The sequence below is a fragment of the Burkholderia sp. 22088 genome (assembly GCF_052045915.1).
Lineage (GTDB): Bacteria > Pseudomonadota > Gammaproteobacteria > Burkholderiales > Burkholderiaceae > Burkholderia > Burkholderia cepacia.
Window position 1 is genome coordinate 78164 of record NZ_JBQEPY010000022.1, and the last position, 26139, is coordinate 104302.

Annotated in this window: 27 protein-coding genes and 1 pseudogene; 15 read left to right on the top strand and 13 right to left on the bottom strand. The window is 66.0% G+C overall.

Annotation, left to right across the window (positions count from 1 at the left end; genetic code table 11):
• Positions 1-10 precede the first annotated feature (10 nt).
• The 6 genes from ACTJLD_RS34275 to ACTJLD_RS34300 all read left to right on the top strand — a co-directional run bounded on the left by ACTJLD_RS34275 (position 11) and on the right by ACTJLD_RS34300 (position 5682).
• Positions 11-1162, top strand: coding sequence for a DegT/DnrJ/EryC1/StrS family aminotransferase (locus ACTJLD_RS34275; protein ID WP_027787199.1), 1152 nt, complete (start codon positions 11-13; stop codon positions 1160-1162).
• A gap of 6 nt (positions 1163-1168) precedes the next feature.
• Positions 1169-2206: a glycosyltransferase gene (locus tag ACTJLD_RS34280; RefSeq protein WP_124544608.1), complete on the top strand. Its 1038-nt coding sequence runs from the start codon at positions 1169-1171 to the stop codon at positions 2204-2206.
• Positions 2203-3150: a formyltransferase gene (locus ACTJLD_RS34285; protein ID WP_440660928.1), complete on the top strand. Its 948-nt coding sequence runs from the start codon at positions 2203-2205 to the stop codon at positions 3148-3150. Before ACTJLD_RS34280 ends, ACTJLD_RS34285 begins: the two co-directional genes overlap by 4 nt.
• Positions 3147-4202, top strand: a complete 1056-nt coding sequence (locus tag ACTJLD_RS34290) for a bifunctional UDP-4-keto-pentose/UDP-xylose synthase (protein ID WP_006482864.1) — start codon at positions 3147-3149, stop codon at positions 4200-4202. The genes ACTJLD_RS34285 and ACTJLD_RS34290 overlap by 4 nt, the downstream gene beginning before the upstream one ends.
• A gap of 13 nt (positions 4203-4215) precedes the next feature.
• Positions 4216-5112, top strand: a complete 897-nt coding sequence (locus tag ACTJLD_RS34295) for a polysaccharide deacetylase family protein (RefSeq protein WP_059694573.1) — start codon at positions 4216-4218, stop codon at positions 5110-5112.
• Positions 5113-5220: 108 nt separating this feature from the next.
• The gene (locus ACTJLD_RS34300) at positions 5221-5682 is read left to right on the top strand and encodes a peroxiredoxin (protein ID WP_006756046.1); all 462 of its coding nucleotides are present in this window, start codon (positions 5221-5223) and stop codon (positions 5680-5682) included.
• 192 nt (positions 5683-5874) lie between these two features.
• On the opposite strand, the pseudogene ACTJLD_RS34305 reads toward ACTJLD_RS34300, so the two are convergent.
• Positions 5875-6119: pseudogene (locus ACTJLD_RS34305) on the bottom strand (hypothetical protein); the annotation flags it as partial.
• On the opposite strand from ACTJLD_RS34305, the gene ACTJLD_RS34310 reads away from it, so the two are divergent.
• Complete coding sequence (locus tag ACTJLD_RS34310; RefSeq protein ID WP_059694576.1) at positions 6015-7817, top strand: PhoH family protein; 1803 nt, start codon at positions 6015-6017, stop codon at positions 7815-7817. The pseudogene ACTJLD_RS34305 and the gene ACTJLD_RS34310 sit on opposite strands and share 105 nt — an antisense overlap.
• A gap of 239 nt (positions 7818-8056) precedes the next feature.
• Positions 8057-9157 carry an NlpC/P60 family protein gene (locus ACTJLD_RS34315; RefSeq protein ID WP_440660931.1) on the top strand — a complete coding sequence of 367 codons (1101 nt, stop codon included), beginning with the start codon at positions 8057-8059 and terminating at the stop codon, positions 9155-9157.
• Positions 9158-9294: 137 nt separating this feature from the next.
• On the opposite strand, the gene ACTJLD_RS34320 is transcribed toward ACTJLD_RS34315, so the two are convergent.
• From ACTJLD_RS34320 to ACTJLD_RS34365, 10 genes are all read right to left on the bottom strand, one after another.
• Entirely contained in the window at positions 9295-10305 is a 1011-nt protein-coding gene (locus ACTJLD_RS34320; protein ID WP_059687391.1) for an inorganic phosphate transporter, read from the bottom strand.
• A gap of 10 nt (positions 10306-10315) precedes the next feature.
• Complete coding sequence (locus ACTJLD_RS34325; protein ID WP_006478627.1) at positions 10316-10942, bottom strand: DUF47 domain-containing protein; 627 nt, start codon at positions 10940-10942, stop codon at positions 10316-10318.
• Positions 10943-11080: 138 nt separating this feature from the next.
• A complete protein-coding gene (locus ACTJLD_RS34330; RefSeq protein WP_006486249.1) occupies positions 11081-12463 on the bottom strand; it encodes a replicative DNA helicase in 1383 nt (460 codons plus the stop codon).
• Between the two features lie 135 nt (positions 12464-12598).
• Positions 12599-13051 carry a 50S ribosomal protein L9 gene (gene rplI, locus ACTJLD_RS34335; protein WP_021156519.1) on the bottom strand — a complete coding sequence of 151 codons (453 nt, stop codon included), beginning with the start codon at positions 13049-13051 and terminating at the stop codon, positions 12599-12601.
• A 27-nt stretch (positions 13052-13078) separates the two neighbouring features.
• Complete coding sequence (gene rpsR, locus ACTJLD_RS34340; protein WP_006486248.1) at positions 13079-13354, bottom strand: 30S ribosomal protein S18; 276 nt, start codon at positions 13352-13354, stop codon at positions 13079-13081.
• Between the two features lie 4 nt (positions 13355-13358).
• On the bottom strand, positions 13359-13658 hold the full coding sequence (gene priB / locus ACTJLD_RS34345; RefSeq protein WP_011657069.1) for a primosomal replication protein N: 300 nt from the start codon (positions 13656-13658) through the stop codon (positions 13359-13361).
• A gap of 40 nt (positions 13659-13698) precedes the next feature.
• Complete coding sequence (gene rpsF / locus ACTJLD_RS34350; protein ID WP_006402295.1) at positions 13699-14073, bottom strand: 30S ribosomal protein S6; 375 nt, start codon at positions 14071-14073, stop codon at positions 13699-13701.
• A gap of 242 nt (positions 14074-14315) precedes the next feature.
• The gene (locus ACTJLD_RS34355; RefSeq protein ID WP_060084270.1) at positions 14316-15212 is read right to left on the bottom strand and encodes an anti-sigma factor family protein; all 897 of its coding nucleotides are present in this window, start codon (positions 15210-15212) and stop codon (positions 14316-14318) included.
• The gene (locus ACTJLD_RS34360) at positions 15202-15843 is read right to left on the bottom strand and encodes an RNA polymerase sigma factor (protein ID WP_060205982.1); all 642 of its coding nucleotides are present in this window, start codon (positions 15841-15843) and stop codon (positions 15202-15204) included. Before ACTJLD_RS34360 ends, ACTJLD_RS34355 begins: the two co-directional genes overlap by 11 nt.
• 163 nt (positions 15844-16006) lie before the next feature.
• The gene (locus ACTJLD_RS34365) at positions 16007-16918 is read right to left on the bottom strand and encodes a substrate binding domain-containing protein (RefSeq protein ID WP_027787190.1); all 912 of its coding nucleotides are present in this window, start codon (positions 16916-16918) and stop codon (positions 16007-16009) included.
• A gap of 172 nt (positions 16919-17090) precedes the next feature.
• Between ACTJLD_RS34365 and gcl the strand changes: the two genes are divergently transcribed.
• The 4 genes from gcl to lysM all read left to right on the top strand — a co-directional run bounded on the left by gcl (position 17091) and on the right by lysM (position 21605).
• Positions 17091-18866 carry a glyoxylate carboligase gene (gene gcl / locus ACTJLD_RS34370; RefSeq protein ID WP_027787189.1) on the top strand — a complete coding sequence of 592 codons (1776 nt, stop codon included), beginning with the start codon at positions 17091-17093 and terminating at the stop codon, positions 18864-18866.
• Between the two features lie 43 nt (positions 18867-18909).
• Complete coding sequence (gene hyi / locus ACTJLD_RS34375; protein WP_440660936.1) at positions 18910-19719, top strand: hydroxypyruvate isomerase; 810 nt, start codon at positions 18910-18912, stop codon at positions 19717-19719.
• A 41-nt stretch (positions 19720-19760) separates the two neighbouring features.
• A complete protein-coding gene (locus tag ACTJLD_RS34380) occupies positions 19761-20651 on the top strand; it encodes a 2-hydroxy-3-oxopropionate reductase (RefSeq protein ID WP_059694585.1) in 891 nt (296 codons plus the stop codon).
• A gap of 483 nt (positions 20652-21134) precedes the next feature.
• Positions 21135-21605, top strand: a complete 471-nt coding sequence (gene lysM, locus ACTJLD_RS34385; RefSeq protein ID WP_440660938.1) for a peptidoglycan-binding protein LysM — start codon at positions 21135-21137, stop codon at positions 21603-21605.
• 105 nt (positions 21606-21710) lie between these two features.
• On the opposite strand, the gene ACTJLD_RS34390 is transcribed toward lysM, so the two are convergent.
• Positions 21711-22733 carry an asparaginase gene (locus ACTJLD_RS34390; RefSeq protein WP_440660940.1) on the bottom strand — a complete coding sequence of 341 codons (1023 nt, stop codon included), beginning with the start codon at positions 22731-22733 and terminating at the stop codon, positions 21711-21713.
• Between the two features lie 271 nt (positions 22734-23004).
• Between ACTJLD_RS34390 and ACTJLD_RS34395 the strand changes: the two genes are divergently transcribed.
• The 3 genes from ACTJLD_RS34395 (at position 23005) to ACTJLD_RS34405 (ending at position 24831) form a co-directional block, all read left to right on the top strand.
• Positions 23005-23295: a PsiF family protein gene (locus tag ACTJLD_RS34395; protein WP_011549641.1), complete on the top strand. Its 291-nt coding sequence runs from the start codon at positions 23005-23007 to the stop codon at positions 23293-23295.
• Positions 23296-23554: 259 nt separating this feature from the next.
• Positions 23555-24013 carry a membrane protein gene (locus ACTJLD_RS34400; RefSeq protein ID WP_027787186.1) on the top strand — a complete coding sequence of 153 codons (459 nt, stop codon included), beginning with the start codon at positions 23555-23557 and terminating at the stop codon, positions 24011-24013.
• A gap of 230 nt (positions 24014-24243) precedes the next feature.
• The gene (locus tag ACTJLD_RS34405) at positions 24244-24831 is read left to right on the top strand and encodes a BPSL1445 family SYLF domain-containing lipoprotein (protein WP_011352325.1); all 588 of its coding nucleotides are present in this window, start codon (positions 24244-24246) and stop codon (positions 24829-24831) included.
• A 96-nt stretch (positions 24832-24927) separates the two neighbouring features.
• Here ACTJLD_RS34405 and ACTJLD_RS34410 read toward each other — a convergent pair whose 3' ends face one another.
• On the bottom strand, positions 24928-25992 hold the full coding sequence (locus tag ACTJLD_RS34410) for a glycosyltransferase family 4 protein (protein WP_021162641.1): 1065 nt from the start codon (positions 25990-25992) through the stop codon (positions 24928-24930).
• Positions 25993-26139: the final 147 nt, after the last annotated feature.

The window sequence follows — 26139 nt, forward strand, 5'->3', positions numbered from 1 at the left end:
CAAAGCGTACATGAGCCAGACTACCGCTCCGTTTCTGCCGTTCACCCGCCCCGAGATCGATGAGGAAACCATCCAGGGCGTCGTCGAAGTGCTGCGTTCGGGCTGGATCACCACGGGCCCGCAAAGCCAGAAATTCGAAGCGGCGCTGTCCGAATACTGCGGCGGCCGTCCGGTCCGCGCGTTCAACTCGGGCACCTGCACGCTCGAGATCGGCCTGCGCATCGCGGGCGTCGGCCCCGGCGACGAGGTGATCACGACGCCGGCGTCGTGGGTCTCGACCAGCAACGTGATCCTCGAGACCGGCGCGACGCCCGTGTTCGCCGACATCGATCCCGTCACGCGCAACATCGACCTCGACAAGCTCGAGCAGGCGATCACGCCGCGCACGAAGGCGATCATCCCGGTGTTCCTGTCCGGCCTGCCGGTCGACATGGACCGCCTGTACGCGATCGCGCGCGCGCACAAGCTGCGCGTGATCGAGGACGCCGCGCAGGCGTTCGGTTCGACGTGGAACGGCAAGCGCATCGGCGCGATCGGCGACATCGTGTCGTTCAGCTTCCACGCGAACAAGAACCTCACGACGATCGAAGGCGGCGCGCTCGTGCTGAACAACGAGGAAGAAGCGACGCTCGCGCAGAAGTACCGGCTGCAGGGCATCACGCGCACGGGCTTCGACGGAATGGACTGCGACGTGCTCGGCGGCAAGTACAACCTGACCGACGTCGCCGCGCGCGTCGGCCTGGGCCAGTTGCCGCACCTCGAACGCTTCACCGCGCAGCGCCGCGCGCTCGCACGCGCGTATTTCGCCGCATTCGACGGCAGCGCGGCCGTGAAGCTCGGTGTCGGCCTGCCGGTCGCCGAATTCGAGAACGGCAACTGGCACATGTTCCTGATCACGCTGCCGCTCGAGCGGCTGACGATCACCCGCGCCGAGTTCATGGCGCAGATGAAGGAACGCGGCATCGGCACGGGCATCCACTACCCGGCGATCCATCTTTTCACGCTGTACCGTGCGCGCGGCTTCAAGGAGGGCATGTTCCCCCACGCCGAACGGTACGGCGCGTCGACCGTCACGCTGCCGCTCTTCACGCAGATGACGGAAGGCGATGTGCGTCGCGTGGTCGACGCCATCAACCAGATTTGCGAACAATACGGAAATTAAGCGTACATGAGTCACCTTGAAGCACGCGCCGGGCATCCGGGCGCCGGGCACCTGGACGCAGGCCGTCCCGAAGTATCGGTCATCATCCCCGTGTACAACGAGGAAGACGGCCTCGCCGCGCTGTTCGCGCGGCTGTATCCGGCGCTCGACGCACTCGACACGTCATACGAAGTGATCCTGATCAACGACGGCAGCCGCGACCGCTCGGCCGCGATGCTCGCCGATCAGTTCCACGTGCGTCCCGACACGACGCGCATCGTGCTGCTCAACGGCAACTACGGCCAGCACATGGCGATCCTCGCCGGCTTCGCGCAATCGCGCGGCGAGATCGTCATCACGCTCGACGCCGACCTGCAGAACCCGCCCGAGGAAATCGGCAAGCTGATCGCGAAGATGCGCGAGGGCTACGACTACGTCGGCTCGATCCGCAAGCAGCGCCAGGACAGCCTGTGGCGGCGCAAGGCGTCGCAGATGATGAACCGGCTGCGCGAGCGCATCACGCGCATCAAGATGACCGACCAGGGCTGCATGCTGCGCGCGTACAGCCGCCGCATCATCGATACGATCAACGTGTGCGGCGAAGTCAACACGTTCATCCCCGCCCTTGCCTATACGTTCGCGCAGAAGCCGACCGAAATCGAGGTCGCGCACGAGGAGCGCTTTGCCGGCGAATCGAAGTACTCGCTGTACAGCCTGATCCGGCTGAACTTCGACCTCGTGACGGGCTTCTCGGTCGTGCCGCTGCAGTGGCTGTCGTTCATCGGCGTGATCCTGTCGCTCGGTTCCGCCGCGCTGTTCGTGCTGCTGCTCGTGCGACGCTTCATCGTCGGCGCGGAAGTGCAAGGCGTGTTCACGCTGTTCGCGATCACGTTCTTCCTGCTCGGCGTGATCATCTTCGCGCTCGGCCTGCTCGGCGAGTACGTGGGCCGCATCTACCAGCAGGTGCGCGCGCGGCCGCGCTACCTGATCCAGGCCGTGCTCGAGCAGCACGACGGCGTGCCGCCGGTGCCGGCCGGCGCGAACCGCACGGGAGCCGAGCAATGAAACCGCGCGCAGTCGTCTTCGCGTATCACAACGTCGGCGTGCGCTGCCTGCAGGTGCTGCTCGCGCGCGGCGTCGACGTCGCACTCGTCGTCACGCACGAGGACAACCCGAACGAGAACATCTGGTTCGGCAGCGTCGCATCGGTCGCCGCCGAGCACGGGATCCCGGTCGTCACGCCGGCCGATCCCGCCGATCCGGCGCTGCGCCGCGCGGTGTCCGACGCGCAGCCCGATTTCATCTTCTCGTTCTACTACCGTCATATGCTGCCGGTGGACCTGCTCGCGATCGCACCGCGCGGCGCGTACAACATGCACGGCTCGCTGCTGCCGAAATACCGGGGTCGGGTACCGACCAACTGGGCCGTGCTGAACGGCGAGACCGAAACCGGCGCGACGCTGCACGAGATGGCCGCGAAGCCCGACGCGGGCGCGATCATCGCCCAGACCGCGGTGCCGATCCTGCCGGACGACACGGCCACGCAGGTGTTCGACAAGGTCACGGTGGCCGCCGAGCAGACGCTCTGGCGCGTACTGCCCGCGCTGCTCGCGGGCGAGGCGCCGCACCTGCCGAACGATCTCGCGACCGGCAGCTACTACGGCGGGCGCAAGCCCGAAGACGGCCGCGTCGACTGGTCGAAGCCGGCCGCGCAGGTCTACAACCTGGTGCGCGCGGTCGCGCCCCCGTATCCGGGCGCGTTCACGGACGTCGACGGCTCGCGTTTCGTGATCGCGCGCGCGCGCCTCGCGGCGCCCGGCAGCGCGGCAGCGGCCGCCGCGGCAGATTTGCCGCCCGGCCTGCACGTAAGCGATAATGCGCTATTCGGCGTCTGCGGCGACAGCCGCGCTCTATCCATTCTCGAGCTGTGGCAGCAGCGCGACGGCAGCGAAACCGTCGTGACGCCCGCGGAATTCGCGCAGTTCATTCATTCTTCCCGTCATTCATGAAAGCAAAAAAAGTCCTGATCCTGGGTGTGAACGGCTTCATCGGCCATCACCTGTCGAAGCGCATTCTTGAAACCACCGATTGGGAAGTGTTCGGCATGGACATGCAGACCGATCGGCTTGGCGACCTCGTCAACCACGAGCGGATGCATTTCTTCGAAGGCGACATCACGATCAACAAGGAGTGGGTCGAGTATCACGTGAAGAAGTGCGACGTGATCCTGCCGCTCGTCGCGATCGCAACGCCCGCCACTTATGTCCAGCAGCCGCTGCGCGTGTTCGAACTCGACTTCGAGGCGAACCTGCCGATCGTGCGTTCGGCCGTCAAGTACGGCAAGCACCTCGTGTTCCCGTCGACCTCCGAGGTCTACGGCATGTGCTCGGACGAGCAGTTCGACCCGGATGCATCGGCCCTCACCTACGGCCCGATCAACAAGCCGCGCTGGATCTACGCGTGCTCGAAGCAGCTGATGGACCGCGTGATCTGGGGCTACGGGATGGAAGGCCTGAACTTCACACTGTTCCGCCCGTTCAACTGGATCGGCCCGGGCCTCGACTCGATCTACACGCCGAAGGAAGGCAGCTCGCGCGTCGTCACGCAGTTCCTCGGCCACATCGTGCGCGGCGAGAACATCAGCCTCGTCGACGGCGGCTCGCAGAAGCGCGCGTTCACCGACATCGGCGACGGCATCAGCGCGCTGATGAAGATCATCGAGAACAAGGACGGCGTCGCGTCGGGCAAGATCTACAACATCGGGAATCCGAAGAACAACTTCTCGGTTCGCGAACTCGCGCACAAGATGCTCGAACTGGCGGCGGAATTCCCCGAATACGCCGATTCGGCCAAGCAGGTGAAGCTCGTCGAGACGACGTCCGGCGCGTACTACGGCAACGGCTACCAGGACGTGCAGAACCGCGTACCGAAGATCGACAACACGATGCAGGAGCTCGGCTGGGCACCGCAGGCGACGTTCGACGACGCGCTGCGCAACATCTTCGAAGCGTATCGCGGCCACGTCGCCGACGCGCGCGCGCTCGTCGAGCAGCAAGGCTGAGCGGGACGTTCGCTTGGCTCGCATCGTCCTCAAGATCGACGTCGACACGCTGCGCGGCACGCGCGAAGGCGTGCCGAACCTCGCGCGCATCTTCGACCGCTTCAGTGCGCGCGCGACCTTCCTCTTCAGCCTCGGGCCCGATCACACGGGCTGGGCGCTGCGGCGCGTGTTCCGCCCCGGCTTCCTGAAGAAGGTGTCGCGCACGTCGGTGGTCGAACACTACGGCGTGAAGCAGCTGATGTACGGCGTGCTGCTGCCGGGCCCCGACATCGGCCGCCGCGCGATCGCCGACATGCGCGCGATTCACGAGGCCGGCTTCGAATGCGGGATCCACACGTGGGATCACGTGTACTGGCAGGACAACGTCCGCGCGCGCGATCGCGACTGGACCGCGCGTGAAATGCAGAAGAGTCACGCGCGCTTCATCGAGATCTTCGGCGCGCCGCCCGTCACGCACGGCGCGGCCGGCTGGCAGATGAACGATTCCGCGTTCGAGCAGATCGATGCATGGGGGATGCGCTACGCATCCGACGGCCGCGGCCATTCGCCGTACCTGCCCGTCGTCAACGGCCGCACGCTGTCGCACGTGCAGATGCCGACCACGCTGCCGACGCTCGACGAAGTGCTCGGCATCGACGGCGTCGACACGCACAACGTCGCCGCGCACATCCTCAAGTTCACCGAAACCAATCCGCACGACCAGGTGTTCACGCTGCATGCGGAACTGGAAGGCCAGAAGCTCGCGCCCGTGTTCGAGCAACTGCTCGCCGGCTGGCGCGCGCAAGGCCACACGTTTGCGACGATGGGCGACTACCACGCGACGCTGGACCGCGACTCGCTGCCATCGTACCCTGTCACGTGGGGCGAAATTCCCGGCCGCTCCGGCGAACTGATCGTCCAGCCCGACTGAGTTCGCGCGCGCCGGCGTCGCGCGCGCCGCCCATGCGGCGCGCTGCCGCGACGCCCCGCCGAACCGCGCCGCCGCAGCGGCGCCTTTCCATAACAACAGGAGAAACACGTGTCCGTCGAAGTTGACCGTCAAGTTCCCGATTTCACCGCACCGGCCACGGGCGGCGACATTTCGCTGTCCGACCTGAAGGGCAAGAAACTCGTGCTGTACTTCTATCCGAAGGACAACACGCCGGGCTGCACGACCGAAGGGCTGCAGTTCCGCGATCTCTATCCGAAGTTCAAGAAAGCCGGTGCGGAAGTCATCGGCGTGTCGCGCGACAGCCTGCGCTCGCATGACAACTTCAAGGCAAAGCTCGAACTGCCGTTCCCGCTGATTTCCGATGCCGACGAAGCGCTGTGCGCGCTGTTCGATGTCATCAAGATGAAGAAAATGTATGGCAAGGAAGTGCGCGGAATCGAGCGCTCGACGTTCCTGATCGACGCCGACGGCGTGCTTCGCCAGGCATGGCGCGGCATCAAGGTACCGGGCCATGTGGACGACGTGCTAAGTGCTGTACAAGCGCTTTGAGGCGCGTTATATTGGGCCGCAATGAATGCCAGTTCGCCCCATATTTCTCGTAGCTGCGCCGGTGCTCGATGCGATGCTTTCCGGCACTTGACGCGCATCACGACCGTATCAGCCGAGCCGCATGTCCCTGTCGACGGGGCAGCGGCTTTTTTTATGGATTGCGCGCCGGCCCTCGGTCCGGCCCTCACCCCGTCAAGGAGCTGATCGACACTTAGGCGAACCGGCTAGACGAACTTCCTGTGCGCCACCGCGCGCAAACTGCATGCGTCTACGTCACGCAGGATGCGATCAGCGGCGCACGCCATGCGACACGATTCCTCCCGAGGGACACCATGCCTTTGCCTACTCCCCCCAGCAAGCTCGGCAGCCTCCTGCCGCCCGACGAATACAAGGTGAAAGCGCGGCCCGCGAAAGCCGCGAAGAAATCCGCCGAAGGGGACGCATCCACAGCCGGTGACTACGGTCCGGCGAGCGTGGCCCAACCGATGATCGAAGCCGCGAACACGGCCGCGCCGCTGCGCGCCGTCGCGTCTTCGGCGCAGGAAACCGCGAGCGCACCCGCGCGCGGTCGCAAGACCAAACAGACGGCCGCACTGTTGCAGCCGATGCCGGCACCTGCCGAACCCGCGGCGCCGGTCGTCGCGCGCAATGACAAGCCGGCCGCCGGCAAACCGGCCGCGGCTCCCGCGCGCGACACGGGCGCCGCGACGAAATCGCGCAGCCGCAAGGCCGCCGAAGCCGAACAGCAGAAACTGTTCGTGCTCGACACCAACGTGCTGATGCACGACCCGAGCAGCCTCTTCCGCTTCGAGGAACACGACGTCTATCTGCCGATGATGACGCTCGAGGAACTCGACAACCACAAGAAGGGGATGTCCGAAGTCGCGCGCAACGCACGCCAAGTCAGCCGCACGCTCGACGCGCTGGTCGCCGACGCGGGCCCGATCACGGCCGGCATTCCGCTGTCGCGCCTCGGCAGCCGCGAGGCGGTCGGCCGCCTGTACTTCCAGACGAAGCTCACCGACATCGCGCCCGTCGAAGGCTTGCCCGAAGGCAAGGCCGACAACCAGATCCTCGGCGTCGTGCGCGCGCTGCAGCGCGACCGGCCGGACCGTCAGGTCGTGCTGGTGTCGAAAGACATCAACATGCGGATCAAGGCGCATGCGCTCGGCCTGCCCGCTGAAGACTACTTCAACGACCAGGTGCTCGAGGATTCGGATCTCCTGTACAACGGCGTGCGTGAGCTGCCGCAGGATTTCTGGACCAAGCATGCGAAGGGCATGGAGAGCTGGCAGGACACGAAGACGGGCACCACGTACTACCGCGTGACGGGCCCGCTCGTCGCGTCGATGCTCGTCAACGAGTTCGTCTATCTCGAGCCGCAGAACGGCGAGCCGACGTTCCATGCGATCGTCCGCGAACTGAACGGCAAGACGGCGCTGCTGCAGACGCTGCGCGACTACAGCCACCACAAGAACAACGTGTGGGGCATCACCGCGCGCAACCGCGAGCAGAATTTCGCGCTGAACCTGCTGATGAACCCGGAGATCGACTTCGTCACGCTGCTCGGCCAGGCCGGCACCGGCAAGACGCTCGTCGCGCTCGCGGCCGGCCTCGCGCAGGTGCTCGACGACAAGCGCTACAACGAGATCATCGTGACGCGCGCGACCGTGCCCGTCGGCGAGGACATCGGCTTCCTGCCCGGTACCGAGGAAGAGAAGATGCAGCCGTGGATGGGTGCATTCGACGACAACCTCGAAGTGCTGCAGAAGACCGACGACGCCGCCGGCGAATGGGGGCGTGCCGCGACGCAGGAGCTGATCCGTTCGCGCCTGAAGGTGAAGAGCATGAACTTCATGCGCGGCCGCACGTTCGTCGACAAGTACCTGATCATCGACGAGGCGCAGAACCTGACGCCGAAGCAGATGAAGACGCTCGTCACGCGTGCGGGCCCGGGCACGAAGATCGTGTGCCTCGGCAACATCGCGCAGATCGACACGCCTTACCTGACCGAAGGCAGCTCGGGGCTCACGTACGTCGTCGACCGCTTCAAGGGCTGGGGCCACAGCGGCCACGTGACGCTCGCGCGCGGCGAACGCTCGCGACTCGCCGACTACGCGTCGGACATCCTGTAACGCGACAGGCCGGCCCGTCGGCCGGCTGTCGACGCATCGCGGCGCTCCGTTTCCGGAGCGCCGTTTTTATTTTTGGGGTCTGAAACGTTGGTCATGCATCGTTACGCAACAGCCGCACTTACGCGCGAAACTTCAAGTAAATTCTCAGGAACGGTTGCTTAAGCCCCGCCGGAACGTCTACCATCGGGTCTGTCTGTTGTCATACGATTCGCGAGCGTCCCGCGCTCGCCCGCCTTGTCATGCTTCGAATCTGGGTTCCCGTTGCTGTCGTTTCACTGCTTGCGGCCTGCTCCAGCGTGCCGCCGCAGTCGGCATCGCGCCCCGCGTCGGGCATGAAGATCACGACGCCGCGCGCATTCCCCGCCCCCGCCAATTTCCCGAAGTTCGTCGATCACAGCGTCGGCCAGGAAGAAATTTCGATCCAGGCGATGAGCCTCGTCGGCGTCCCGTATCGCTGGGGCGGCAACACGCCGACGAGCGGCTTCGACTGCAGCGGGCTCGTGCGCTACGTGATCGGCCGCGCAGCCGACGTGAACCTGCCGCGCACGACCGCCGACATGAGCGGCCGCGGCATATCGGTCGAGCCCGACCAGATCGCGCCGGGCGACCTGATCTTCTTCAACACGACCGGACGGCCGCATTCGCACGTCGGCATCTACGTCGGCAAGCTGCGCTTCGTCAACGCACCGTCGACGGGCGGCACCGTGCGGCTCGACTACCTGACGAACCCGTACTGGGCCAAGCGTTTCGACGGCATTCGCCGCGTCGCGCCGCCGCGCGGGGCACCTACGCCGTTCGATGCGCCGACCTACGAGGCGAAGCGCGAAGAGCCGCGCAGCGCGCCGGTCGTTGCGCCCGCCCCTGTCGTCGTGACCGCCGCCGCGCCGCGGCAGCCGGCCTATACGCAGTCGCAAGCCGCCGCGACCCGGGCGCCTGCCCCGGTCGTGCCGGCCGCGCAGGCCGTGTCGACCGCCGCGGTCGCGCCCGCAGCCGCGTCGGCCGACCCGTATGAACCTCCGCCGCCGCGCATGCAGACGGCTCAGCAGCAGGCAACGTCCGTGAGCGACGGCACGGGCACCGCCGCCGCCACCTTGACCGCGAATGCAGCGCCAGCCGGTCCGGCCGAGGTCGGCACGCAGATTCCGACGACGGCACTGACGGCCGCCCAGGCTGCCGCCTTCGATGCTGAGCCGCCACCCGCCGTCGCGGCGACGTCACCGCGCGGCACCGAACCAGCCCCCGTGCAGGTATTGCGCGCGTCGACGCAATCTACCCCCGTCAGCCCGCGCACCGCCACCGCAGACGATCCGATTGCCCGGTTCGCGAACGGAAGTTACTAGCCCGCTTCGCGTTCGCCTGCGATCACGCGCGACTACAAACCCGCCATTCGCCGCACATTTCCGCTGCCCCAAAAGGAAAATGCGCCGCAGCCTTTCGGCTTGCGGCGCATTTCATGTCCGTTCGACAGTGCGGTCGATCAGAAGATCTGGTGGCCGAGCCACCATCCACCGGCCGCGAACAGCGCGGCCGCCGGCAGCGTGAGCACCCACGCCCACACGATGTTGCCGGCCACACCCCAGCGCACGGCCGACAGCTTCTGCGTCGCGCCGACGCCGACGATCGCGCCGGTGATCGTATGCGTGGTCGATACGGGAATGCCGAGGAACGACGCGATGAACAGCGTGATCGCCCCGCCGCTTTCCGCGCAGAAACCACCGACCGGCTTGAGCTTCGTGATCTTCTGGCCCATCGTGCGCACGATGCGCCAGCCGCCGAACAGCGTGCCGAGGCCCATCGACAGGTAGCACGCGCCGATCACCCACGCGGGCGGCGCATCGGCGGTGGCCGATGCGTAGCCGCTCGCGATCAGCAGCATCCAGATGATGCCGATCGTCTTCTGCGCGTCGTTGCCGCCGTGGCCGAGGCTGTACAAGCCGGCCGACAGCAGCTGCAGCCGGCGGAAGCGCCGGTCGACCTTGCTGGGCGCGGTTCGGAAGTACAGCCACGACACGCCGAGCATGAACAGCGAACCGAGGATGAAACCGAGCAGCGGCGAAATGAAGATGAACGCGATGGTCTTCAGCAACCCGTCGATGTTCAGCGAAGCCCAGCCCGACTTGGCGAGCGCCGCGCCGACGAGGCCGCCGATCAGCGCGTGCGACGAGCTCGACGGAATCCCGTAGTACCAGGTGATCACGTTCCAGCCGATCGCACCGACCAGCGCGCCGAATATGACGTAGTGGTCGACGATCTCGGGGTCGATGGTGCCTTTACCGACGGTCTGCGCGACTTTCAGGTGGAAGATGAAATACGCGATGACGTTGAACGCCGCCGCGAACACCACGGCTTGCTGGGGCTTCAGCACCCCGGTGGACACGACGGTGGCGATCGAGTTCGCCGCGTCGTGAAAGCCGTTCATGAAGTCGAATACGAGCGCGACGAGCACCAGCGTCGCGACCATCCAGAGGGCGAGTTGTATCGAATGCATCGTGGTCCGCTCAGGCGTTTTCCAGCACGATGCCTTCGATGATGTTCGCAACGTCCTCGCACTTGTCGGTGATCTCTTCGAGCAGCTCGTAGATCGCCTTCAGCTTGATGAGCGTCTTCACGTCGTCTTCCTCGCGGAACAGCTTCGACATCGCCGCGCGCAGCACGCGATCGGCCTCCGATTCCCAGCGGTCGATCTCCTCGCACTGCTTGAGGATCTGCGCGGACTGCTTCATGTCGGACAGCAACCCGACCGCCTGCTGCACGTGCTGGGCGGACTGCGTGACGATGTGCGCGAGCTGGCTCGCCTCGGACGTGACGGACTGCACGTCGTACAGCGACACGGCGGTCGCGACGTCTTCCATCAGGTCGAGGATGTCGTCCATCGTCGTGATCAGCTTGTGGATCTCGTCGCGATCGAGCGGCGTGATGAAAGTCTTGTGCAGCAGATCGATCGCCTCGTGCGTGAGCTTGTCAGCGGCCTTCTCGGCAATTTGCACGTTTTGCTTGTGAATCTCGGCGTCGGCGAGATTGTCGATCAGCAGTTCGAGCTCGCGGCCACCGGAAACGATGTGCTTCGCGTGCGCGTTGAAGAGTTCAAAGAACTTGCCCTCGGTGGGCATGAATCGACCGAACATGGGATTCCTGAGAGATTGTCAAACTACTGTCACGAAAACGGGCGACATTGTACCGTTTTCGGTCGCGCCGCGACGCGCGCACATGCGCACGCCGGGATTGGATACAACGTTTGGCGATTTAGGGCTTTACAACCGGCGCTACTCGCCGTAGAAAGTCTGCGCTCCCGCAAAATTGTCGAACTTCGTGTATTGCCCCAGGAACGTGAGTCGAACGGGGCCGATCGGGCCGTTACGTTGCTTGCCGATGATGATTTCGGCCGTGCCTTTGTCGGGACTGTCCGGGTTGTAAACTTCGTCACGGTAAATGAACAGGATCACGTCCGCATCCTGTTCGATTGCGCCCGATTCGCGCAAATCGGACATCACCGGACGCTTGTTCGGGCGCTGTTCGAGGCCGCGGTTCAACTGCGACAGCGCGATCACCGGCACGTCGAGCTCCTTCGCGAGACTCTTCAGCGATCGCGAGATTTCCGAGATTTCGGTCGCGCGGTTCTCGCCCTGCGACGAACCCGACATCAGCTGCAGGTAGTCGACGATGATCAGGCCGAGCTTGCCGCACTGCCGCGCCAGACGCCGTGCGCGCGAGCGCAATTCCATCGGGTTCAGGCCGCCCGTCTCGTCGATGAAGAGCTGCGCCTCGCTCATCTTCTGCACCGCGTGCGTCAGCTTCGGCCAATCCTCGTCCGTCAGGCGACCGGTACGCATCCGGTGCTGATCGAGCCGGCCGATCGAGCCGAGCATACGCATCACGAGCTGGGTGCCCGGCATTTCCATCGAGAACACCGCGACCGGCAGGCCGTACTCGACCGCGACGTATTCGCCGATGTTCATCGAAAAGGCGGTCTTACCCATCGACGGTCGCCCCGCGACGATGATCAGTTCGCCGCCGTGCATCCCGGAGGTCATCCGGTCGAGGTCGACGAAGCCCGTCGGCGTGCCCGTGACGTCGCTCGGGTTCGCGGTGTGGTACAGCGTATCGATGCGCTCGACGACCTGCGTGAGCAGCGGGCCGATCTCGAGAAAGCCCTGGTTGCCGCGCGCGCCCTCTTCGGCGATCGAGAACACCTTCGACTCGGCCTCGTCGAGCAGCTGGCGGACTTCCTTGCCCTGCGGGTTGAACGCATCGGCCGAGATTTCGTCGGCAACCGACACGAGCCGGCGCAGCACCGCACGGTCGCGCACGATTTCCGCATAACGGCGGATGTTCGCGGCGCTCGGCGTGTTCTGCGCGAGGGCGTTCAGGTACGCGAGGCCGCCGACGTCGTCGGCCTTGCCGGACGTGGTCAGCGCTTCATACACGGTCACGACGTCGGCCGGGCGCGTCGACGCGATCAGCCGGCCGATGTGCTCGTAGATGATCCGGTGATCGTAGCGATAGAAATCGCCCTGAGACAGGAAGTCGGCAATCCGGTCCCATGCCGCGTTGTCGAGCAACAGGCCGCCGAGCACCGACTGTTCGGCTTCGACCGAATGCGGCGGGACTTTCAGCGATTCGATTTGGGGATCTTGCGGCGCGTTCATGGGTTGGGATTATCGCGAATAGATCACGGCAGCGCTACCGCTCCGGCGATCGGGCAATAAAAAAGGCAGGCCCCGGTTGCCCGGGCGCCTGCCCTTGTCCGGACGACGGAAGCCGCCCGGAAAGCTTGCATACGCTTACGCGTGGTCGCCGATCACGTTGATCGTGACGTCGACGACGACGTCCGTGTGCAGCGCGACCTGGACGTTGTGCTCGCCGATCATCTTCAGCGGGCCTTCCGGCATGCGAACTTGCAGCTTCTCGACTTCGAAACCTGCCTTCTTCAGCAGTTCCGCGACGTCGCCGTTCGTGACCGAGCCGAACAGACGGCCGTCAACGCCCGACTTCTGCGTGATTTCGAACGACTGGCCGTTCAGCTTCTCGCCGACTGCCTGCGATGCTGCCAGCTTTTCAGCAGCGATCTTTTCGAGTTCAGCGCGGCGCACTTCGAATTCGGCGATCGCTTCCTTCGTTGCACGGCGAGCCTTGCGGTTCGGGATCAGGAAGTTGCGAGCGTAACCGTCCTTGACCTTGACGATGTCGCCGAGGTTGCCCAGATTGGCGACTTTTTCCAACAGAATGATTTGCATTCGAATTCTCCTTATGGCGTCGCCGAGTTACGCCTTGTGCTGATCGGTGTACGGCAGCAGCGCGAGGAAACGCGCACGCTTGATTGCCGTGTCGAGCTGACGCTGATAGTGCGCCTTCGTACCCGTCAGACGCGCCGGCGTGATCTTGCCGTTTTCGCCGATGAAGTCCTTCAGCGTTTCCGTGTCCTTGTAGTCGATCTGCTCGACGCCTGCGGCCGTGAAACGGCAGAACTTCTTGCGCTTGAAGAGCGGGTTTTGTTGCTGACGACGCTTGTCGAATTTCTTACCAGTCGGGCGGGGCATGATTTCAGTCCTTTCCAATGTCCTGCAATGCTGTGATGTGAAACACCAAGGTTCTCGCGTTGCGGCTTTTCTTTGCCAGGAAGCCCGTGAACAGCGTTTCGACGCCCATTTCACGGCTTTCCAGCCTGCCGCTCGCCTCACCGGCCGCCACCGCCTCGATCGTCATTTCGACCTGACGGGGAATGCCTGCTTCGACGACTTCCGTGCGGTGATGCAATGTGGCGCTTGCGATCGGAACACCTGCCGGCGTATATCGCACCGGTGCGCGTTCGACGACGCTTGCCGTCAATTGCAACCTGTTCACGTGAGTGGCGCGCTCCTTGATGGCTTAATGAATGACGAACTTAAGCCTGCGCTTCGGTCGGCTGAGCTGCAGCCGCCTTCTTGGCTTCTTCGCGCTGAACTTCCTTCATCATCGGCGACGGGCCGGTTTCGGCCTTCTTCATCTTGACGATGAGGTGGCGCAGCACGGCGTCGTTGAACTTGAACGCGTGTTCGAGTTCGTCGAGCGTCGTCTGGTCGCACTCGATGTTCATGCAGACGTAGTGAGCCTTCGCGAGTTTCTCGATCATGTAGGCCAGTTGGCGACGGCCCCAGTCTTCGACACGGTGGATCTGGCCGCCGTGTGACGTGATCGTGGTCTTGTAACGCTCGATCATCGCGGGCACTTGCTCGCTCTGATCGGGGTGCACGATGAATACGATTTCGTAATGACGCATTACACACTCCTTGTGGATTAAAGCCACCCGGGCGTCTGAACCGGTGTGGCAAGTGAGAAGCCGAAGATTCTAACCCGGATACGGGGCGCATGCAAGACCAATCGACGATTGGCGCGCGGATTCGGCCATGTTTTCAAAGACTTGAAGGGGCGAGACCGGGCAGGCGGGCCGTTCTTCGGCCTTTTCCCCGGTGAGGGTCGGAGCGCAAGCGTGCGGCGGGCCCGCAGCCCGCCGTCGTGGCGTCATTCGCTGCGCGTGCCGGCCAGCCGCGCGTCGAGCGCGGTCCTGAACGCCGCAAGTGCCGACGGCTCGGCGTCGGTCACGGCCCACCACGTCATCCCGGCCGCATCCCAGCGGTCGAGCGCATACCCCTGCGACACGGTCGAGTACGGCGCCCCCGGCCCTTCCCCGGCCGGCCGCACATAGACGTCGATCACGTGCTGCCGGTAACGGTAGACCAGCACCGCGACACGGCGGCGCCCGACGTAGTCGAGCCGGCCGCCGACCAGCGCGAAGCCGTTCGCCGCGAGATCCTCGACCGGCGGCGCATAGTCGAGCCGGCCGTTGAACCACGGCTTGACCGTGTGCCGGTCGGTCGAGATCACGTCGATGTCGCGTGCCGACAGGTCGGCACGCACGTGGCTCGACACGAGTTCGTCGATCGTGCGGTCGGTGTCGGCGTGACGCGCGGACACCACCATCCCGCCGGCCGCGGCAAGCGCCACCAGCAGCGCGACGCCCCAGCCGAGGCCGGGCAATGCCGCGAAGCGCGGCCCGGTGCCGGCCGTGGCCGGGCGTGCCGCCCCGCCAAGCCCCGGCAACCAGGACAACCCGTTACGCCCGCGCGGCCGCCGCTGCGGCTGCGATCGGGATCCGGATTGCGGCTCCGCCCGCGCCTGCTCGCGGGCAGGCGCGTCGGCCGCGGCAGGCAGGCTCGCAAGAATGCTCGCCCGCAACGCATCCGGCGCACGGTGATAGTCGGCCTGACGCACGGCCTGCACCAGCGTGACGATCCGTTCGCGTTCCTGGCGACACACGTCGCACCCTTCGACATGCTGCTGGACCCGCAACGCGTCGGGCGCCGACAGCTCGCGGTCGACGTCCGCGTCCAGCAATGCTCGCGCTTCGTTACAGTCCATCGATAGCCTCCGATGCGGTTCCGCCTGCCGGCGTACGGCCCGGCCTGCCTTCGGCCGCCGGTGCCGGCGGGCCGCCCAGCAGCACGGCGAGCTTGCGCCGGCCGCGTGCGAGCCGCGACATCACCGTGCCGACCGGCACGTCCGCGATCGCCGCGATCTCGCGGTAGCTCAGGTCCTCCATCTCGCGCAGCACCAGCACCTCGCGGTATTCGGGCGGCAGCTTCGCGAGCGCCGCGTTCACGAGCCGCACGTTCTCGCCGCGCAGCAGGTGCGCGAGCGGGTCCTCGGTGGCGGGCTGCCAGTCGTCGGGCACGTCGGTGTCGTCCAGCGTGTCGGGCAGCGCGACCTCGTGCGCATGCGTACGGCGCCGCCACTCCGTGTACCAGGTGTGGCGCACGATCGTCAGCAGCCACGGCCGCGCGTTGTCGCCGCGACACGAATCGACGAAGCGCAACGCACGCATGCACGCGTCCTGGACGACGTCGTCCGCATCGCCGGCGTTACCGCTCAGCCAGCGTGCGAGGTTGTACGCGGCGTCGAGATGCGGCAGCACGAGCGCGCGAAACCGCTCGCCGCGCGCGACCGCGTCGTCTGCCACCCGTTCTTCGACCGCCTGTCCGGCTTGCCCCACATGGCCTCCCTGGTCCCGGCGGCCGATGCCGCGCCCGTTCCGCGCACGGCGCCCGGACAGACCGGCAACGTGCACGCTCGATGACCATACCGTTGCTGCGTCGAGTTTATTCCCGCGCCGGACGCATGAAGCGTAAAAAAATCGCCGGGCCGCCCGCCTGCCGTTACGGCGTGGTGCTCCAGTAACCGGGGCGCGCATACGCGGCGCGCAGGTAGTCGATGAAATAGCGCACGCGCGCCGGCACGTAGCGCTGCTGCGGATAGACCGCGAGGATGTCGTAATCGGGCAGCGCGTATTCGTCGAGCACGGTCTCGAGCTCGCCCGTCTCGAGCTGCGCGGCGATTTCCCACGTCGAGCGCCAGCCGAGCCCGAGGCCTTCGGCCACCCAGCGGTGCAGCAGCTCGCCGTCGTTGCAGTCGAGGTTGCCGGCCACGCGCATCGTCGCGATCTTGCCGTGGCGCTGGAAATACCAGCCGCGGTTCTGCCCGCCCTGCAGGTTGAACGCCAGGCAGTTGTGCCTGAGCAGGTCGTCGAGCGACTTCGGCCGACCGTGCTGGCGAAAATACTCGGGCGTGCCGCACACGACGCGCCGGTTCGACGCGAGCTTCACCGCGACGAAGTTCGGATCGACGGCACCGCCGATCCGGATCGACAGGTCGTAGCCCTCGCGCACGAGATCGACGACGCGGTCGGTCAGGTTGAACGACAGCTGCATCTCGGGCTTGTCGGCCAGAAAGCCCGGCGCGTGCGGCGCGACGTGCTTGCGCCCGAATGCGGCCGGCGCCGACACGATCAGGTGCCCGCTGACCGCGCGCCGCCCGGCGGCCAGTTCGTTCTCGGCCTGGTCCCATTCGGACAGCAGCCCGCGGCATCGCTCGAGGAACGCCGCGCCCTCCTCGCTGACCACCAGCCGCCGCGTCGAGCGGTACATCAGCTTCACACCGAGCCGCTTCTCGAGCGCGTCGATGCGCCGCCCGAGCACGACCGGCGACACGCCCTCCTCGAGCGCCGCCGCCGCGAGGCTGCCGGCATCGGCCACGCGCACGAACGTCTCGATCTGCTTGAAGCGATCCATCTCCCGTCTCCGTCTCTGTTCCGGCTCCGGCGGAAAGCCCCGCCCGGCCGTCATTCCATACTTTTAGTTTCGAAAAAAGCGACTTCGGCTGATCTTATCAAACCTTTCCTGCATCCCTAAAGTGTCCCCAACAGACCCATTCGCAAGATCCACCCCATTCAAGGAGACATTCATGGCCAAGATGAGAGCCGTCGACGCAGCTGTGCTCGTGCTCGAGAAGGAAGGCATCCAGACCGCGTTCGGCGTGCCGGGTGCGGCGATCAACCCGTTCTACTCGGCGATGCGCAAGTCCGGCGGCATCAGCCACGTGCTGGCCCGCCACGTCGAAGGCGCGTCGCACATGGCCGAAGGCTTCACGCGTGCGGCCCCGGGCAACATCGGCGTGTGCATCGGCACGTCGGGCCCGGCCGGCACCGACATGATCACCGGTCTCTACTCCGCATCCGCCGACTCGATCCCGATCCTCGCGATCACGGGCCAGGCACCGCGTGCCCGCCTGTACAAGGAAGACTTCCAGGCCGTCGACATCGAATCGATCGCAAAGCCCGTCACCAAGTGGGCCGTCACCGTGCGCGAACCGGCGCTGGTGCCGCGCGTGTTCCAGCAGGCATTCCACCTGATGCGCTCGGGCCGCCCGGGCCCGGTGCTGGTCGACCTGCCGATCGACGTGCAGCTCGCCGAAATCGAGTTCGACATCGACACCTATGAACCGCTGCCGGTCTACAAGCCCGCGGCCACCCGCGCGCAGATCGAGAAGGCGCTCGCAATGCTCAACGACGCGGACAAGCCGCTGATCGTGTCGGGCGGCGGCGTGCTCAACGCGGCGGCGGAAGACCTGCTCGTCCAGTTCGCCGAAACGATCGGCGTGCCGGTGATCCCGACGCTGATGTCGTGGGGCGCGATTCCGGACGACCACCCGCTGATGGCCGGCATGGTCGGCCTGCAGACGTCGCACCGCTACGGCAACGCGACGCTGCTCGCATCGGACTTCGTGCTCGGCATCGGCAACCGCTGGGCGAACCGTCACACGGGCAGCGTCGAGGTCTATACGAAGGGCCGCAAGTTCGTGCACGTCGACATCGAACCGACGCAGATCGGCCGCGTGTTCGGCCCGGATCTCGGCATCGTGTCGGACGCCAGGGCCGCGCTGGAACTGTTCGTCGCGGTCGCGCAGGAATGGAAGGCCGCCGGCAAGCTGAAGGATCGCAGCGCGTGGGTTGCCGACTGCCAGGCACGCAAGCGCACGCTGCAGCGCAAGACGCACTTCGACAACGTGCCGGTCAAGCCGCAGCGTGTGTACGAAGAGATGAACAAGGTGTTCGGCCGCGATACCTGCTACGTCAGCACGATCGGCCTGTCGCAGATCGCCGCCGCGCAGTTCCTGCACGTGTTCAAGGCACGCAACTGGATCAACTGCGGCCAGGCGGGCCCGCTCGGCTGGACGATCCCCGCCGCGCTCGGCGTGCGTGCCGCCGACCCGAGCCGCCCGATCGTCGCGCTGTCCGGCGACTACGACTTCCAGTTCATGATCGAGGAACTCGCAGCCGGCGCGCAATTCAAGCTGCCGTACGTGCACGTCGTCGTGAACAACTCGTACCTCGGCCTGATCCGCCAGGCGCAGCGTGCGTTCGACATGGACTACTGCGTGCAGCTCGCGTTCGACAACGTGAATGCGCCGGAGCTGAACGGCTATGGCGTCGACCACGTGGCCGTCGCGGAAGGCCTCGGCTGCAAGGCGCTGCGCGTGTTCAAGCCGGAGGAGATCGAGCCGGCGCTGCGCCAGGCGCAAACGCTCGCGGAAGAATTCAGCGTGCCGGTGGTCGTCGAAGTGATCCTCGAGCGCGTGACGAACATCTCGATGGGTACCGAAATCGACGCGATCAACGAATTCGAGGATCTCGCCGAAAAGGCCGAGCACGCACCGACCGCGATCTCGATGCTCGACTGAACTGCACGACATTTTTGACTGACCGACCGAAGAGGCTTAGCTCATGCCGAAGTTTGCTGCAAACCTGACCATGCTGTTCAACGAAGTGCCGTTCCTCGACCGCTTCAAGGCGGCCGCCGATGCGGGCTTCGATGCCGTCGAGTTCCTGTTCCCGTACCCGTACGCGAAAGAGGAACTCGCCGAACGGCTCGAGACGCATCGCCTGCGCCTCGTGCTGCACAACCTGCCCGCCGGCAACTGGGACCAGGGCGAGCGCGGCATCGCGTGCCTGCCCGATCGCGTCGGCGAGTTCCAGGAAGGTGTCGGCCGTGCGATCGAGTACGCGAAGGCGCTGAAGGTGCCGCAGCTGAACTGCCTCGTCGGGATTCCGTCGGCGAGCACGGCGCGCGACAAGACCTTCGTCACGATCGTCGACAACCTGCGCTTTGCCGCCGACGCGCTGAAGCGCGAAGGCATCCGCCTGCTCGTCGAGCCGTGCAACAGCTTCGACATCCCGGGTTTCGCATTGAACCGCTCGTCGGAAGGGCTCGACGTGATCCGCGCGGTCGGCTCGGACAACCTGTTCCTGCAGTACGACATCTATCACATGCAACGCATGGAAGGCGAACTGGCCGCGACGATCGAACGCAACCTCGCATCGATCGGCCACGTCCAGCTCGCGGACAACCCGGGCCGCAACGAGCCGGGCACGGGCGAGATCAACTACGCATTCCTGTTCGCGCTGCTCGACCGGCTCGGCTATGCCGGCTACGTCGGCTGCGAATACAAGCCCCGCACCACCACGACGGAAGGCCTCGGCTGGCTGCACAGCGTCGCCGGCCGCGCACCGGGCTCGGCGCGTCGCACCGCCTGAGATCCGCCCTTTCCGCATACGCCCCTATAGGAGACTTTCACATGGCAACCATCGGTTTCATCGGCCTCGGCATCATGGGCGCGCACATGGCGCGCAACCTGCTCAAGGGTGACCACCAGCTCGTCGTGAACGGCGCGTTCCCGATTCCCGACGACCTGCGCACGAGCGCGAAGGTCGTCGCGAATTCGACCGAAGTCGCACGGAACGCGGACATCATCATCTCGATGGTGCCGGATACGCCGGACGTGCGTAACGTGCTGTTCGCCGACGACGGCGTCGCGAAGGGCCTGACGGCCGGCAAGCTCGTGATCGACATGAGCTCGATCTCGCCGCTCGACACGCAGGAATTCGCGAAGCAGATCAACGCGCTCGGTTGCGACTACCTCGACGCGCCGGTGTCCGGCGGCGAAGTCGGCGCACGCGAAGCGACGCTGACGATCATGGTCGGCGGCCCGGAGGCGGCATTCGAGCGCGCGAAACCGCTGTTCGAGAAGATGGGCAAGAACATCACGCTCGTCGGCGACAACGGCGCGGGCCAGACCTGCAAGGTCGCGAACCAGATCATCGTCGCGCTGAACATCGAAGCCGTCGGCGAAGCGCTGTTGTTCGCCGCACGTTCGGGCGCGGATCCGGAGCGCGTGCGCCAGGCGCTGATGGGCGGCTTCGCCGCGTCACGCATCCTCGAAGTGCACGGCGCGCGGATGACGAAGCGCACGTTCGATCCGGGCTTCCGCATCGAGCTGCACCAGAAGGACCTGAACCTCGCGCTCGACGGCGCACGCAAGCTCGGCCTCGCCCTGCCGCACACGGCGAGCGCGCAGCAGCTGTTCAGCGTGTGCGCAGCGCACGGCGGCAAGGCGTGGGATCACTCGGCACTCGTGCGTGCGCTCGAGATCATGTCGAACTTCGAGATCGAGAAGACGGCGGGCTAAACGCATGCCGCCTGGCGCGGCTTGCTTCCGATGATGCAGTAACGCGCGGTCCGTCGCGATGACGGACACGCGAATGACACACGCGACCGGCACGGCCGGTCGCATCGATGCGCGGGACACGCGCGCATCACGGTGGGGCGCCCCGCCCTGCACTGCCGACGGCATGCGGGACGGGGCGAAAAACGCCGCTCTGGGCTGAGAGCGGCGTGGTGGGGTCCGCAGCGGCACCCGGCGACGCCGGGGAAGCCTTGGTCGGTCAGACGTCGTCGTCGGGTGTCCGCCTGTCGGATTTCGCGTATTACATTTCTTTACGTTCGAGCGTGCGATTTTTCATGCAATCGTCGCGATGAACGCCTACACTTTCGCCACGCCTTTCGAGAAAACCGCCGCGCTTGCGGTCACTTTCGGTGACCGCGCCCAGCGCGGTGTTTTTTTCGCCACTTCACGGCGCGTTTTCTTTTCAACCACCCAAGGAGTGCAACGATGGGTCTTCTTTCGTTTATCAAAGAGGCGGGTGAAAAACTGCTGGGTCATGCCGACGCGCAAGCAGCGGAAGATCCGAATGCCGCAAACCAGACCGCGGCCGATGCCATCAAGAACTACATCAACACGCAGGGTCTCGATACGTCGAACCTCACCGTGGCGTTCGACGGCGCGTCGCGCACCGTGACGCTGTCGGGCAGCGTCGCCGACCTCGACACGAAAGCGAAGGTCAAGGTCGCGGCCGGCAACGTGCAGGGCGTCGCGGGCGTCAACGACGACGATCTGCAACCGGACGATCCGGAAGTGCAGTACCACGACGTGAAGCCGGGCGACACGCTGTCGGCGATCGCCAAGGAGGTATATGGCAACGCGAACAAGTACCCGGCGATCTTCGAGGCGAACAAGCCGATGCTGTCGAGCCCGGACCGGATCTACCCGGGCCAGAAGCTCGTGATTCCGCCGCAGTCCTGAGCATTCGTGCAGCACTGACGCAAAAAAGGCAGGCCGCTCGGCCTGCCTTTTTCATGGGCGACGCGCGCCGTGCAATCGGCGCGTGTCGGTCATCCCGTCATCGAATCACAGCGTATCGAACGCGCGTTGCAATGCATCGCAATCGCGAATGCCGTTCGCGAGCGCGAGCATCAGCAGCACGCGCGCCTTGAACGGGTGCAGCGAACCCGCGCTCACGAACCCGAGCGCATCGTCGCTCGCGGCGCCGTTGCGCATCACGTGCCCCGACCCGACGCGCGACGCGCGCACCACCGCCACGCCCGCGTTGACCGCATCGGCGAGCGCCGCCTGCAGCGTCGCATGGATCGAGCCGTTGCCGGTGCCGGCGACGACGAGACCGCGTACGCCGGCCGCGACAAGCGCGTCAACGGCCGTGCGCGTCACGCCCGCGTAGCTCGCAACGACCTCGACCGGCGGCCAGGTTGCCGCGATCACCAGTTGCGCGTCGCGCGAACGCGTGACGCGGCGGGCGAATTCGACCCGGCCGTCCTGCACCCAGCCGAGCGCACCGAGTTCCGGCGACTGGAACGCGTCGACCGCATAGGTGCTCGTCTTCACCACGTCGCGCGCGCCGTGGACCCGGTTGTTGAACGCGACCAGCACGCCCTGCCCGCGCGCGGACGGATGCGCGGCCACCGTCACCGCATTCAGCAGGTTCAGCGGGCCGTCGGACGACAGCGCGGTCGCCGGCCGCATCGCGGCCGTCAGCACGACCGGCTTGTCGCCCCTGACGACCAGGTGCAGCGCATACGCGGTTTCCTCGAGCGTGTCGGTGCCGTGGGTGATCACGATACCGTCGACCGCCGGGTCGGCCATCAGCGCGTCGATCCGCGCGGCGAGCGTGTTCCACAGCGGCAGCGCGAGATCCTTGCTGTCGATGCTGGCGACTTGCTCGGCGTCGATGCGCGCGACGGACGCGAGCGCCGGCACCGCGTCGACCAGGAAATTGACGCCGAGCGCGCCGGCCTGGTAGCCGGCCGTGCTGGCCGCGTCGGGCGCGGCACCGGCAATCGTGCCGCCGGTGGCGAGCACGGCGATGCGCGGCAGGGCCGCCGCGGACGAAGGGGATGCGGGATTCGGAGTATTCATGGCCGCGATTGTAAAGGCTTGCGGCCGGTATCCGGCAGGTTCCGGCACGGCGGCCGGGGTCGGCCGCCGCACATCATGGTTTGCCCCGATCGTCCGGCCGGGTGCGCCGTCAACGGGCGTGGTATCTGCAACGTTATAGGAAGTGCCGTTTTGGTGTTTTCACATTGATTGGCCATAATCGGATCGCCCCGCGCGATGCGGCCCCATGCTCATCGTGCGGTGCGTCGTGACGGCGTCGATAAAACGCAATTCACCCCATGGGAGTGTCGAAATGAAAATCCAATCGCTCGTAGCCGCAGTGCTTCTCGGCGGCATGCTGGCTTCCCCCGCATTCGCGGCGAACAGCCAGCAGGACAAGATGAAGGCCTGCAACACCCAGGCAGCCGGCAAGACGGGCGATGAACGCAAGGCGTTCATGAAGGACTGCCTGTCGGCGAAGCCCGCGAAGGCGATGACGCAGCAGGAAAAGATGAAGGCATGCAACACGCAGGCCACCGGCAAGAAGGGCGACGACCGCAAGGCGTTCATGAAGAGCTGCCTGAGCAATCAGCCGGCAGCCTGAGTTCCGGCGCTCCCGTATCGAATGCCGCGCACCGCTTCGGCGGGCGCGGCATTTTTGTTTTCGTTGCACGCGCATCGACGTGCCCGGCCCCGACCTCTCCCGCCCCGCTTTCCCGGCCCGCCGTGCCGGCGCCGCCACATGGTGCGGCAATTCGCCGCGATTTCTTCTATGATGGCTGCAACGCGGCCCATCCAAGTACAAGAAGCGCCATCGGGCCGCCCTCGAGACGGACGCGCACGCGCGTCAAACGGAGGCATGGATGGCATGGAGACAACACCGCTGGTTCCGCCGCTGGCTGATCGTGATCGTGTTCTGGGCCGTGCCCGTCGCGATCGTCGCCGTCCGCGAGATCCGCGAGGAAATGGCCTACAACAAGGCGGACCTGCAGCTCGCGCTGACCACCTGGCAGCTCACCGATGCGCAGCAGGCCGCCGGCGCCGCCGCGAAGTGCCACGGGGATCCTGACGAGGCGCGCGCGGCCGGCTGCCCGGCCGACGTGCTCGCCGCCAACGCGCCGCGCCAGCAGGCGGCCCGCGACGAATACGTGCTGCGCCGCAATACGCTCGCGGGCTACCTGTGGCATGCGTTCGTCGGCTACTGGGTCGTGCCGGCCGCGTTCCTGTTCGCGTGCGGCGTCGTGATCGCGCTGATCCGCCGCGTGCTGCGCCGCCCGCCGATCAAGCCGCCGGCTCCACCCGTTCCGCCCGTCACGCACTGATGCGCGCCGCAGGCGCCACCCACCTCACGATCGACCGCTGCGCCCGCATGCCGCCCCACTCCGGCGCGCGGGCGCCGGATCGTCCGTTGGCACGCCGCGACACCCTCGCGCGATTTGACGCTTTTTGTTGCGCGGACGAAAAGGGGGTGTAATCCATTGTGATATAACTGCCGACGTGATCCGCTCCCTGAGCGAGACTCACTCCGAACGTCATCCGATGGAGAAGAACGATGCAAAAACGGAATCTTGTGCTGAAAGCCGCCGCTGCGCTCATCGTCGGTAGCCTCGCGCTCACCGGTTGCACCACCACCCCGGACAAGCCGGACAACGCCGCGACCAACGCGTCGAAGCGCCAGGCAATCGACTCGAGCGTCGACGCCACGCTGTCGCGCATGTACTCCACGGTCAAGGGTTCGCGGGAACTCGTCGCGAAGTCGCGCGGCGTGCTTGTCTTCCCGGACGTGATCCAGGCCGGCTTCATCGTCGGCGGCCAGTCCGGCAACGGCGCACTGCGCGTCGGCGGCAGCACGGTCGGCTACTACAACACGTCGTCGCTGTCGGTCGGCCTGCAGGCCGGTGCGCAGTCGAAGGCGATCGTGTTCCTGTTCATGACGCAGGAAGCGCTCGACGAATTCCGCGGCTCGGACGGCTGGGCCGCCGGCGCCGGCGCGTCGGTCGCGCTCGTGAAGATGGGCGCGAACGGCGCGGTCGACACGACCACGGCCACCGCACCGGTCCAGGTCGTCGTGCTGACGAACGCGGGCCTGATGGGCGACGTGTCGATCAACGGCACGAAGGTCTCGAAGCTGAAGATCTGACGCTGGCGTGCCGCCCGTGCGCACCGCGCGCGGGCCACGCACAAACGGCGATGTCCTCGCGGGCATCGCCGTTTTTTTATCCGCGCGCGACGCGCGTCAGGTCGTCGAGTCGATGACCTTGAAGCGCGAGCGTTTCTGTGCGCGGATCACCGACTGGTAGACGTCGACATACTGCTGCGCCATGCGGCGCGACGTGAAGCGCGCCTCGAAGCGCTGCCGCACGCGCGCGCGCGGCAGCAGGTGCAGCCGGTTCACGGCGGCCACCGCGCTGATTTCATCCTCGACGATGAAACCCGACACGCCCTCGTCCACCACTTCGGGCACCGCGCCGCGATTGAACGCGATCACCGGCGTGCCGCACGACATCGCCTCGATCATCACGAGGCCGAACGGCTCCGGCCAGTCGATCGGAAACAGCAGCGCATGCGCGCCCGACAGGAACTCGGCCTTCTGGTGATCGGCGATCTCGCCGATGTATTCGACGTGCGGCAACGCGAAAAGCGGCTTGATCTCGCGCTCGAAGTATTCCTGGTCGGCCGCATCGACCTTCGCGGCGATCCTGATCGGCAACCCGCACTGACGGGCGATGCGGATCGCCGTGTCGACGCGCTTCTCCGGCGAGATGCGGCCGAGGAACGCGAGATAGCGCGGCTCGACGGGCTGCGGCATGTACAGCGTGTCGGGCAGCCCGTGGTAGACGGTCGTCAGCCATTTCGCCTGCGGCAGCGGCTGGCGCTGCGAGTTCGAAATCGAGATCACCGGCGCCGTGTTGAACGTGTCGAACACCGGCTGCTGCTCGGGCAGGTCGAGCCGGCCGTGCAGCGTCGTCACGTAAGGCGTTTCCTGCCGGTTAAAGACCGAGAACGAGTAGTAATCCATGTGGAAATGGAGCACGTCGAAGTCCTTCGCGCGGCGCGCGACCGTCTCCATCAGCAGCATGTGCGGCGCGACCCGGTCGCGGATCGACGAGTCGAGCCGCAGTGCACGCGGCCAGACCGGCTCGAGCTTCGCCCGCGTCGTCGAATCGCCGCTGGCGAACAGCGTCACGTCATGACCGAGCTCGACGAGCGCCTCGGTGATGTAGGACACGACGCGCTCCGTGCCGCCGTACAGCTTCGGCGGCACCGATTCGGTCAGCGGCGCGATCTGGGCAATTCTCATGGTCCACGTCTCCTGTGTCCTGTCCGTTGCGGCACGGCCGGCGGGCCCTTGCGCTTTCGCGCGCGGCTCGCCCCGATGCAGCGCCCGCCGGATATCTCTTCATTATTCGCGATCCGGTTGCCCGGAACCGCCCGTCTTTCATTTTAT